Annotated in this window: 8 protein-coding genes and 1 other RNA gene; 5 read left to right on the top strand and 4 right to left on the bottom strand. The window is 67.3% G+C overall.

The window, feature by feature from the left end:
• The first annotated feature begins 42 nt into the window (after positions 1–42).
• Positions 43–585, top strand: a complete 543-nt coding sequence (locus tag BN977_RS25470) for a M23 family metallopeptidase (RefSeq protein ID WP_084172673.1) — start codon at positions 43–45, stop codon at positions 583–585.
• 6 nt (positions 586–591) lie between these two features.
• Positions 592–1551, top strand: coding sequence for a hypothetical protein (locus tag BN977_RS25465; RefSeq protein ID WP_036402425.1), 960 nt, complete (start codon positions 592–594; stop codon positions 1549–1551).
• Between the two features lie 85 nt (positions 1552–1636).
• On the opposite strand, the gene BN977_RS25460 is transcribed toward BN977_RS25465, so the two are convergent.
• Together BN977_RS25460 and ilvD are read right to left on the bottom strand one after the other, a co-directional pair.
• The gene (locus BN977_RS25460) at positions 1637–2290 is read right to left on the bottom strand and encodes a hypothetical protein (protein WP_036402423.1); all 654 of its coding nucleotides are present in this window, start codon (positions 2288–2290) and stop codon (positions 1637–1639) included.
• 73 nt (positions 2291–2363) lie between these two features.
• Positions 2364–4220, bottom strand: a complete 1857-nt coding sequence (gene ilvD, locus BN977_RS25455) for a dihydroxy-acid dehydratase (protein WP_036404409.1) — start codon at positions 4218–4220, stop codon at positions 2364–2366.
• 76 nt (positions 4221–4296) lie between these two features.
• Here ilvD and BN977_RS25450 point away from each other — a divergent pair, with 76 nt between their 5' ends.
• A complete protein-coding gene (locus tag BN977_RS25450; RefSeq protein ID WP_036402421.1) occupies positions 4297–5088 on the top strand; it encodes a helix-turn-helix transcriptional regulator in 792 nt (263 codons plus the stop codon).
• Here BN977_RS25450 and BN977_RS25445 read toward each other — a convergent pair.
• Together BN977_RS25445 and ssrA are read right to left on the bottom strand one after the other, a co-directional pair.
• Positions 5085–5663: a hypothetical protein gene (locus BN977_RS25445; RefSeq protein WP_131590210.1), complete on the bottom strand. Its 579-nt coding sequence runs from the start codon at positions 5661–5663 to the stop codon at positions 5085–5087. The genes BN977_RS25450 and BN977_RS25445 overlap by 4 nt on opposite strands.
• A gap of 132 nt (positions 5664–5795) precedes the next feature.
• Positions 5796–6164: a transfer-messenger RNA gene (gene ssrA / locus BN977_RS32055) on the bottom strand.
• Between the two features lie 142 nt (positions 6165–6306).
• Here ssrA and BN977_RS25440 point away from each other — a divergent pair.
• Positions 6307–8121, top strand: coding sequence for a serine/threonine-protein kinase (locus BN977_RS25440; RefSeq protein ID WP_036404406.1), 1815 nt, complete (start codon positions 6307–6309; stop codon positions 8119–8121).
• A gap of 74 nt (positions 8122–8195) precedes the next feature.
• Positions 8196–8936, top strand: a complete 741-nt coding sequence (locus BN977_RS25435; protein ID WP_084172672.1) for a CDP-alcohol phosphatidyltransferase family protein — start codon at positions 8196–8198, stop codon at positions 8934–8936.
• Positions 8937–8958: the final 22 nt, after the last annotated feature.

Below are 8958 nucleotides of genomic sequence, written 5' to 3'. Positions count from 1 at the left end.
ACCATTGCGGTCTTCGACATCGACCATGCGAAGGAGATACCGATGTCCTCTCCGTTCACCATCGACATGACGGCACCAGTCGCCGTACCGGGCTTCACGACGGGCTACGGCGGGCCTGGCGTAGGAGGTCATACGGGGCCGAACTGGTACATCCACTACGGCATGGACCTGGGCGGCGCGAGTGGGACACCTGTGTATGCGGCGTTCGCCGGGCACATCACCAAGTTCCAGCCGCACAATCCCGCCGAGGACAGCGGAAAGGTCTACGGCGCGCAGATCTTCATCCGCTCGGACAACGACATGATGGGTGGCTTCTACACCCACCTCACAGACACCGACGACAAGGTTCAGCAGGGTGCGGAAATCGCCGTCGGCGACTACCTGGGCACGGTCTACGAGTTCGCCGGCATCTCGCCGCACCTGCACCTGGCTCTGGTCGAGATCATCGGCGGGGCCCCCGGCGGCCAGTACACCGGTGTGGACCTGTACAGCTTCTTCCTGGACCTACAGCGCAACCATCCGGATCTCTATGTCCCGGTGCAGTTCTGGCAGGACGGACGGGCGCCGGAGCCCCAGCAGGTCTGAGGTCTTGTGTCCGGGAAAAGTCCGGAGTGCCCAGTAACGGCCAAACGGCGATTCAAGATCGCGCTGGCCGGCTACCTCGTCACCCTGGCCTTCGGTGCCGTGTACGTCGCGGCGCGGGTGCTGGCGCCAAGTCACGACCACACGGTGGCGATCGGCGCCGCGGTCGTCATGTCCCTCCCCCTGGCGATCGCCTTCGTCGGGGATCAGATCCGATCGTTTCGGGGCTTTGGCATCGAGGTCGAGATCAAAGCCGTATCGGTATCACTGCCCGATATAACGGCTTTCGGCTCTGGCGATATCACCGATGTCGTCATGGTCAACTACAGCGAAGTGAATCCCAGTGCCATCGATACGGGCCAGAGCCGCGGGATTCCCGAGCAGATTGCCAACGTCATCACGTCGCCGGGTTGCGAGATCATCCAAATCGAACTGCACACCGGATCCTACTGGTGGTCGACACGGCTCTACTTGCTGTCCGCTTTGCTGGCTCATTACACCGAGGTCAAGCGCGTCGTGTTCGTGCATTCGCAATCGAGGTACGCCGGGATGGCCGAACCTTCGGCGCTCGTCCAGGAGATCGAACGGATTTTCCCCGCCCTGGCGGTCGCCTATCAGAATGCGTACCGGCAAGCTGTCGCCCAGCCTTCGCCACGCGATCGATCCGAGGAAGCGTCCGATATCGCATTCGCCTGGCCTGCAGCCGTTTCGGCCCTCAACATCGATGAGATCTCAGCCCCCAGGGTGACCCGCGAATGGCTCGAGAGAACGTTGCCGGCGGCCTGGCGTTGGTCAGCGATCGACGGCACCGCAGAGCCGGATGGCCCGTTGCTCTACTATCGGATCGCGACGTCGCCGGAGACCTACACGGCGCTACTCGCAGAAGACCAGCTGGTTCGCGTCGTCGGCAAGCACCGACTCACCGCCTCGATTGCTACCGAATATCTCCGGCGCCGACTGGAGGGCTGATCACAGCCGGACGACGTGCGCAGGCCGAGGTCGTGCGCCACGACCTCGGCCCCGCAATTCGACCAGATGATGGGGTCTGGGTCCCTCAAAGATTCAGCGCGAGAGACGAAATAGCGGCGGGCAGATCGGGGTCGTTGTAGGTGAACGTGTCACCCTCGATGGTGCCCTCGACCCGCTCGATGCCGTTGAGCAGCGACTGCCACTCGTCATCGCCGAGATCCTGCAGCAGGGTGTCGGGGCTGATCCCCACCGCGGCAGCCACCTGCGCGGCATACTGCTCGGGCGTGTTGTGCCCGTCACCCCTCGGTGCGTACTTCTTGAATGTCTCGGTGATCGACAGCCCCAGGTAGCCGTTGTTCTCCAGCCAGGGCTGAATGGCCGCGAACCCGGTGTCCTTGTCGGGGAAGACGAAGAAGTTGTGCCAGCCCAGTTTTCCCGGGAATTGGCCATAGTCCCGACCGTCGCTGCTGAGGTTGCCGGGATTGTTGTGCAGCCAGGCAAAGCTGCCGCGTCCACTGAGCAATTGCGGTTGCCCGCGCCGGACCTCGGTATCGAACAGCACGAAGTAGAAGATGTGTTTTCCGTTTCCGCGGTAGTCGTTCTGATCGCCCGGGTTGGCGCCCGGGAACCAGACCTGACGCGGGACGTTCTTGTCCGTCGATGTCTGCTCCCCGGGGATGGCGAACTCGTTGCCCTGCCCGTCGTAGTACCAGATGTGATCACCCGATTCGAGTGCCATGGTCAGCCTTTCTCGTGAAATAACTTCACAAGTCAGCCTACGAAGCGCTGCGACGCCCGCCACGCGTAGCGGGCTACCTGCTTTCGCCCGTCCGCACCGCGCCGTCGACATCTCGCACCGCCCCACGATCCGCGGACGTCGCCAACAACGCGTACGCCCGCAGCGCCTTGGACACCGGGCGGTCGCGGTCCCGCGGTGTGAACGCGCCGATATCCGCACGGCGGCGCGCAAGCTCGTCCTCCGACAGGTCCAACGTGATGGCGCGCGACGGGATGTCGATACGGATGCGGTCGCCGTCGCGCACCAGGGCGATCGGACCGCCGGCGGCGGCCTCGGGCGACACGTGCCCGATCGACAACCCCGAGGTGCCGCCGGAGAACCGGCCGTCGGTGATCAGGGCGCACGACTTACCGAGCCCGCGGCCCTTCAAAAACGATGTGGGATAGAGCATTTCCTGCATTCCCGGCCCGCCCCGCGGGCCCTCGTACCGCACCACCACCACGTCACCGGCGGTGACGCGGCCGCCGAGGATCGCGTCCACCGCCTCCTCCTGTGATTCGACGACAACCGCGGGACCTTCGAACGTCAGCGCACCGGGATCGACGCCGGCGGTCTTGACCACCGCGCCGTTGGGCGCCAGGTTGCCGGTGAGGATCGCCAACCCGCCGTCGGCCGAATGGGCATGGGCCACATCGCGAATGCAGCCGTTCGCCGCGTCGGTGTCCAGGCTCTCCCAGCGTTCGGATTGGGAAAACGCGGTGGCGCTGCGGCGTCCACCTGGCGCGGCATGGAACAGCTCCAACGCTTCGCCGGAAGGGGCGATGCCGCGGATGTCCCAGTGGGCCAACCACTCGTCAAGGGTCGGGGCGTGTATGGCGTGAACATCCTTGGCCAACAGGCCCGCCCGATGCAGCTCGCCGAGAATGGCGGGGATGCCGCCGGCGCGGTGCACGTCCTCCATCAGATAGGCGCCGTTGGGGGCCACCTTGCACAGACACGGGACCCGACGGGAGATCTCGTCGATCTCGGTGATCGCGAAGTCCAGCTCGGCCTCATGCGCGGCGGCCATCAAGTGCAGCACGGTATTGGTGGACCCGCCCATCGCGACGTCCATCGCCATGGCGTTCTCGAACGCCGATCGCGACGCGACGGCCCGCGGCAGCACCGAGACATCACCCTGGCCGTAATACCGGGCGGCGAGGTCGACGACGGTGGCGCCGGCCTTCTCGTAGAGGTGGCGCCGCGCGGTGTGGGTGGCCAGCACCGAGCCGTTGCCGGGCAACGCCAGGCCCAGCGCTTCGACCAGGCAGTTCATCGAGTTGGCGGTGAACATGCCCGAACACGACCCGCACGTCGGGCACGCCGCCTCCTCGATCCGCGCCAGATCCTCATCCGACATCGACGGGTCGGCGGCGCCGGCCATCGGGTCGATCAGGTGCAGCCCGGTGCGCACCCGGCCATCGACCAAGGTGGCGCGACCGCCCTCCATCGGCCCACCGGAGACGAACACCGTGGGGATGTCGAGCCGCAGCGCGGCCATCAGCATGCCCGGAGTAATCTTGTCGCAGTTGGAGATACAGACCAGCGCGTCGGCCTTGTGTGCCTCGACCATGTACTCCACCGAATCGGCGATCAGGTCGCGCGACGGCAACGAGTACAGCATCCCGGAATGCCCCATGGCGATGCCGTCGTCGACGGCGATGGTGTTGAACTCGCGCGGGATACCGCCGGCATTCTTGATCGCCTCGGACACGATGCGGCCGACGGGTTGCAGGTGAGTGTGGCCCGGCACGAACTCGGTGAAGCTGTTGGCCACCGCCACGATGGGCTTGCCGAAGTCCTCCCGGGCGACGCCGGCGGCGCGCAGCAGGGCGCGGGCTCCGGCCATATTGCGACCATCGGTGACGGTGCGGGAACGCAGCGGAATCATGCCTTCACTGTCGGGTGCGGCACGCACGCTGGGAAGACGCCTTCAGTACTAGTAGTGAGAGTAATAGGCTTGGAGCGTGCCGACCGCCGAGGAACGCCGCACCGAACTGGGCGCGTTCCTGCGCTCCACCCGCGAACGCCTGACCCGTACCGACTTCGGACTACCCGTGGCCGGACGGGGCCGGACGGTGGGTCTGCGTCGCGAAGAAGTTTCCTACCTGTCCGGGGTGAGCGTCACCTGGTACACCTGGCTGGAGCAGGGTCGGGACATCAATCCGTCGCGGCAGGTGCTCGACGCCGTCAGCCGCACACTGCGCCTGGGTGTGCCCGAGCACCGCTACGTCCTGGGCCTGGCGGGGTTCGCGCCCCTGCCGGCCGGGGCCGCCAGCGAGGTGACCACGGTGCCGCCGCACGTGCAGCGCTTCCTCGACGCCATCGGCGACAACCCCGCCTACGCGCTGACGCCCGAATGGGGCATCGCCGGCTGGAACACGGCCTACCAGCGGCTCTACCCGAATGTCGCCACCACCCCGCCCGCCGAGCGCAACCTGCTGTGGGTGGTGTTCACCGACCCCGCCGTGCGGGACCTCCTCGATGACTGGCAGGTGACCAGCCAGCGCTTCCTCGCGGAGTTCCGCGCCGAGATCGGTTCGCGGCTGGGCGATCCGGCTCTGCTGGATCTGGTGGCGCGATTGTCGGAGGCCAGCGCCGATTTCCGCGACGGGTGGCAGCGCCACGACATCCGTGGGTTCGAATCGCGCGAGCGGATCTTTCACCACCCAGAGCTCGGCACGGTGCGCTACGAACACCACCAGCTGCGGCCGTCGGATCAGCCCGAATTCCAGATCGTCGTCTACACGCCGGCTTAACGTGACGGCGGAGCCGTGGCCGCCGGCCCCAGCAGATCGGCGCCGGAGTTCGACGTGGTCCGTCGCCACCGCCCGTACAGCGGCAGGTCGGCGCCCGGCAACGACCAGCGTCTGGCCAGGAAGCGGAGCGCCGTCCGCAGGTAGCGGTTGGTCTCGGAGTACCACCGCCACTCGTAGAGGCGACCGGTCGACAACCGCAAGGCGAGCGCCTCGGATTCCACACCCTGCAGGTAGGGACGGACCCAGGTGACCATCACCCAGGCCTGGTCGTCGGCCCGGACGGTCCACTGGATCGGCTCATCGCCGGCGGCCATGGTGTGCCGCACCGCGGGCGGCTCGGGCGCGGCCGCGCCGAACAGTCGGACCGTGACGTTGTGGAAGACGCCCGGCCCGCCGACCTCGAATCGCATGCGGTACTCGTCTCCCACCCGGTCGGCGGTGAAGGCCACCAATCCCCCGACGGCCACATAGCGGGAGAACACCAGCTGGCTTCCCGCCATCACGAATCGGCGCACCGCGAGCAGCACCGTGAACGTCGCGACGGTCACCGCGATGACGCTCCACATGAGGTCCACGTGCACAGGGTGTCAGAGCAGGTCGCCGCATACGTGCGAACTCATCCGCCCGCCGCGGCGGGTCGCGGATGAAACCGCACAAACGCGGGCCGAGAGACGAAAGAAGGCCAGGGCGTGTGCCCTGGCCTTCTCTTGTGGAGCCGCCGGGAATTGAACCCGGGTCCAACGGCATTCCCTCAAGACTTCTCCGTGCGCAGTCCGCTATGCCTCTACTCGGATCTCCCGGTCACGCAGACGAGCCGAGATGACGATCCCAGTCGCTGTTTGATGTCCCCACGGGTCCCGCGACCGAACCCGTGGGTGGGTCCCTCTAGCTGATGCCAGGGTCCGGGCCGAGGGCGCTCCCGGTCTGACAGACACGCAGTCGCTTAGGCAGCGAGTGCGTAGTCGCGCTGATGAGAATCGGCGCTTAATTGGTTGCAACGACGCTTACGGTGGTCTCTTGCCTGCACCGGCACGCTTCCCTTGATTCGATGCGCGATGTCGAAACCGTTCGGCCCCTCGCATCCCCGCCGACTTTCGGCAGGACAGTCCATCATACCGGTTTGCTCAACGACGGCCAGTGGTTATTTGTTCCGGGTTCCGAACTGCTCACCAGTCGATCAGCCCTGAACCCGTGGGCCTGCTGGTTTATCGTGAATCGGTGCAGGGGACGCCGTTCGGCCGCTACCAGCTGATCGAACTGCTGGGCCGGGGCGGGATGGGCGAGGTCTGGCGCGCCTACGACACCGAGATCGACCGCATCGTCGCGCTGAAGATGCTGCTGCCGCACTTCGCCCGGGACCCCGACTACGAGAAGCGGTTCCGCCGCGAGGCCCGCGCCGCGGCCCGGCTGGACGACCCGCACATCGTGCCCATCCACGACGTCGGCGAGATCGACGGCCGGCTCTACGTCACCATGCGGCTGATCAACGGCGCCGACCTGCAGACCCTGATCAACAACGGCCCGCTGGAACCCGCACGGGCGGTGTACATCATCGGCCAGATCGCTACGGCGCTGCACAGCGCCCACCAGGCCGGGCTGGTGCATCGCGACGTGAAACCGTCCAATATCCTGTTGGGCGACAACGACTTTGCCTATCTGATCGACTTCGGCATCGCCCGCGCCAACACCGACACGGCGCTCACCTCGGCCAACACCACCGTCGGCACCTGGGCCTACATGGCACCCGAACGGTTCAGCACCGGCGAAAGCGGTCCCAGCGCCGACATCTACGCCCTGACCTGCGTGCTGTACCAATGCCTCACCGGCAACCTGCCCTTCCCCGGGGACACCCTGGAACAGGTCGCGGTGAGCCACATGATGATGCCGCCGCCGCGACCGTCGCAGGATCTGCCGACCATCCCGACCGCCATGGACCAGGTGATCGCCACCGGCCTGGCCAAGCAGCCCACCGACCGCTTCCCCACCACCGTGGATCTGGCGGGCGCGGCCCAGCGGGCCCTCATCTACCCGACCGACGCGGCGCCGACGCAAGCCTGGACACCGCCACCGAAACCCGAGAAGGCGAACCGGACCGGGCTGATCCTCACCGCCGTGGCGGCCGTCGTGGTGCTGGTGGCCGGCGGTGTCGCCGCCAGCCTGGCCCTCGCCAAGAAGGACACTCCCGCCGCGGCCCCATCGACCACCTCGACCACCTCGACCGCACCGGCAGCCCCGGCCTTCGGCGGCGTCTACCAGGCCGTGTTCAGCGCACCGACACTGATCGACGGCGGCCCGCTGGACGGCGCGAAACCGTCGACGGCCATGTGGGCGGTGCGCTCGACGTGCCGGCCGGACGGCTGCGTGGCGGTCGCGGAGCGGCAAAGCGGTGACGGTGGTCCACCGGTCGCGAAACTGGAGTTCGATCAGATCGACGGCCAGTGGGTGGCCGTCGCGCTGGCCGCCGAGCAGTGCCACGACATCGCCGACGAGATCTGGTACGTCTTCACGCTGCGGGAACGCCCAGACGGCGCCCTCACGGGCCAGTTCACCGGCACGGCGGGCAATTCGTGCTCCGGCCGGGCCACCATCACTTTCAACCGCACCACCGACGTCGACCCGGCCACCCTGCCCGACCCGGCCGCGTTGCCGGCCCGCGTCGTCTCCCCCGCCGAGGGGCTGCGCGGCAGCTACCGCAGCACCCGCACGTTCCGCAACGGTCTTCCGCCGATCCAGGGCGACTACACCGTCCGGACCGACTGTTTGCGCACCGGCGAGCGGTGCATGAGCTACTTCCACAAGCCCGAGGATTACCGCCCGCTGCTCTTCGCCAACGGCACCTGGTCGCTCAACAGCCAGTCCGAGGCCGTCTGCGACGGCACCGTCATCAAGCTCACCGCCACCGGGCAGTACCCGCTGCCGCAGCCCGTGCAGAACCCGATCAACCTGCTGCTGGGGCACGGCACGTGGGAAGAATCCGCGCCGTGCGCGATGAAAACCGAGTTCGACGAGACCTTCACGCGCACCGGGGACTGACGCCACAAGAATCCGCCAAGCCGCGGGCCGCAACCTTTTCGTGACCGAGACACCCGTCACGAAAGGAGCCAGCCATGAACCGGTATGTGCCTTCCCCGCAACGACGCCGCATGGCCGGCCTCTACGCGCTGAAGCCGTGGTTCACCGCGCGCCTCACCCCCATCCTCGATACCGCTGTTGCGCACCGCATCTCACCGGATGTCTTCACCGCCGCGGGGGTGCTCGCCGCCGGCATCGCCGGCGTGTTCATCGCTCTCGGGTGGTGGCACCTGGCCGCGGTCTTTCTGGTCCTGCGGTTGGCGGGTGCCAACCTGGACGGCGCGGTCGCCCGGGCTCGCGGTGTCAGCCGTCCGTGGGGCTTCGTGCTCAACGAAATCGGTGACCGCGCAGCCGATCTACTCACTTTCGGCGGATTGGCCGTGTGGGCCGCACGCCAGCACGGGCCGGGCCTGCACTGGCTGTCCTGGACGGTGCTGCAGGTGGTGATCGCCGCACTGGCCGCCACGCTGCCCACCTTCGCGTCGCTAGCCGCCGCCGGGGCGGGCGCCACCCGGATCAACGGTGGACCGCTCGGGAAGACCGAACGCTGCGTGTTCACCGTGCTGGCCACCGCGTTCCCCGGTCTGATGCCGATCCTGCTGGCCCAACTGGTCAACGGCTCACTGATCACCACCGCCCTGCGGCTGCGCAGCGCGCACCGCGAGCTGAAGGCGCAGGCCGTCGAGGACGATGCGGTGACGGTGCCGATGACCCGACCGCGGACCGTCGTGTCCAACTTGCCCACCCGGCCGATGCGGGCGGTGGTGGCAGCATGAGCGAGGCTTGCCGAGCGAATCG

This window comes from Mycolicibacterium cosmeticum (genome assembly GCF_000613185.1).
In the GTDB taxonomy this organism is placed as follows: Bacteria; Actinomycetota; Actinomycetes; order Mycobacteriales; family Mycobacteriaceae; genus Mycobacterium; species Mycobacterium cosmeticum.
This window is presented reverse-complemented; position numbering and strand designations above follow the sequence as displayed.

Coding starts and splice junctions, on each gene's coding strand:
- BN977_RS25470 (WP_084172673.1), top strand. CDS start 43: ATGTCCTCTCCGTTCACCATCGACATGACGGCACCAGTCGCCGTACCG.
- BN977_RS25460 (WP_036402423.1), bottom strand. CDS start 2,290: ATGGCACTCGAATCGGGTGATCACATCTGGTACTACGACGGGCAGGGC.
- ilvD (WP_036404409.1), bottom strand. CDS start 4,220: ATGATTCCGCTGCGTTCCCGCACCGTCACCGATGGTCGCAATATGGCC.
- BN977_RS25435 (WP_084172672.1), top strand. CDS start 8,196: ATGAACCGGTATGTGCCTTCCCCGCAACGACGCCGCATGGCCGGCCTC.